Below are 1658 nucleotides of genomic sequence, written 5' to 3'. Positions count from 1 at the left end.
CCTCATCTGTTCCATTCTCAATATTATCTAACATTCTCTGAAATTCCGGTCTGCCCTCTACGCTCTTTCCAGACTTACCTTCATCGGAATACTCATTTACGATTTCCATGTTCTGAAATTCCGCATATCTCTTGAGTTTTTCTTTCTGAGCATCCAGACTGTAGCCATCTACCTGCATGGTTGTGGATACTCTGGTATATATATCGCATTTAATCTTTTTATTCTTCATAATCTTCCTCGCAGTATAACTCTGTTTTATTGTCCCAACCTTATTTTAGTACTTGTTCCAACTATTTTCAATACTTATTCTCCGTATTGACGCATTTCTTCGCCAATCGTATAATTAAGTTAGATACAGAGCATTTCTGTTATCAAAATATTGCCCGCCCACCATTGGCGACTTATAAATGATTGGCTCGAAAATATTGTTCGCTTACCGGAAGCGTCTAATAAATGTCCGGCTTGAAAATTATTTAGAAATTATTTTTGTTTTCGATATTGTGTTTTTATCACACATTGCATATACTATAAATACACAAAAAAGCCAAAAAAGAGGAGGTGTTAGTATGGCTACTTCAAGTATTACTCATAATTTTGTCGTATCCAATCCAAATAGCGTAAAGCGTTTTGTCGCAGCAATTGACGAAGCCGACCGTGACCGCACACCAAAGCAGACACTTCCCGGACGTCAGTTAACGAACCCACAGGAAATCTTAGCTTTAATGTCAAAAAGGAAGAAAAAACATGTCTGATAAATATTTTACCGTTAATATTCGGGCATATTTGGATAAAGACGAACCGACATATATCGGAGAGGAAAGTCTTTACGACTTACTCTCCGATTTTTCTTGTCCCAAAAATCCCGATGTGGAATACTTTTTATTACATAATGCGATTGAGTTTACCAAAAAAGATCAATCTATCACTTATCTGGTATTTGATGCTGAAGATGCTTCACTGGTTGGTTATTTTTCACTTACAATAAAACCAATCTCTGTCCGTGCTTCAAATATCAGCAAGACAATGGCAAAAAAACTGTCCCGTGTCAGTATTTTGGATGAAGAAACACAATCCTATACTACCGCAGCTTACTTGATCGCCCAGTTGGGAAAGAACTATTCTCTTCCAAAGGAAAAACGAATTCCTGGAAATATTCTACTGGGATTTGCACTGGAAACCATATCCAGTCTCAAATATTCCGTAGGTGGCGTTATGGAGTTTCTTGAATGCGAAGATAATGAATTTCTTCTGAGCTTTTATACGCAGAATCATTTCAAGCCATTTGATACGCGTATTACCGCTTCTCAGAATAATGAGCCACACACTCTGCATCAGCTTTTAAAATTTATTTGATTTAAAAATGCATGAAAAAAGCGACAGTCTGATTTACATTTTGTATTTCAGGAAACTGCCGCTTCTTTTTCTTCCTTATTCTGTTTTTCTTCCTCCAACTCCCGGAGGACTTCAGCGCCGTACTTATCAATCATCCGTACCAGAAAATCAATGCACCGCTCAAATTCAATATTCTGTTGCATAAGCTCCTCCCGTTATTGTTTTGATCTGAGCTTATTTTACAGAACCTGCCGGAAAACCACATTGAATAGAAATTGATTGTAAATTGACACAATCAATTTAAAAATATCCGCATTTTCTTGAAT

At 36.9% G+C, this 1658-nt stretch carries 4 protein-coding genes; 2 read left to right on the top strand and 2 right to left on the bottom strand.

Features of this window, described 5'->3' with window-relative positions; genetic code table 11:
* A partial coding sequence (locus DXA93_RS17505) for a recombinase family protein (protein WP_147399566.1) occupies positions 1-229 on the bottom strand: 229 nt, incomplete at its 3' end.
* A 337-nt stretch (positions 230-566) separates the two neighbouring features.
* Between DXA93_RS17505 and DXA93_RS18840 the strand changes: the two genes are divergently transcribed.
* On the top strand, positions 567-752 hold the full coding sequence (locus DXA93_RS18840) for a hypothetical protein (protein WP_014080774.1): 186 nt from the start codon (positions 567-569) through the stop codon (positions 750-752).
* Complete coding sequence (locus DXA93_RS17495) at positions 745-1353, top strand: hypothetical protein (RefSeq protein WP_005348504.1); 609 nt, start codon at positions 745-747, stop codon at positions 1351-1353. The genes DXA93_RS18840 and DXA93_RS17495 overlap by 8 nt, the downstream gene beginning before the upstream one ends.
* Before the next feature lie 47 nt (positions 1354-1400).
* Here the strand turns inward: DXA93_RS17495 and DXA93_RS19005 are convergent, their stop codons facing one another.
* Positions 1401-1535 carry a hypothetical protein gene (locus tag DXA93_RS19005; protein ID WP_005348500.1) on the bottom strand — a complete coding sequence of 45 codons (135 nt, stop codon included), beginning with the start codon at positions 1533-1535 and terminating at the stop codon, positions 1401-1403.
* Positions 1536-1658 lie beyond the last annotated feature (123 nt).

It is taken from the genome of Blautia sp. OF09-25XD (assembly GCF_003482095.1).
Taxonomy (GTDB): Bacteria; Bacillota; Clostridia; order Lachnospirales; family Lachnospiraceae; genus Fusicatenibacter; species Fusicatenibacter saccharivorans.
The sequence above is the reverse complement of the archived record's forward strand: the minus strand, read 5'-3'. Positions and strand labels throughout refer to the sequence as shown.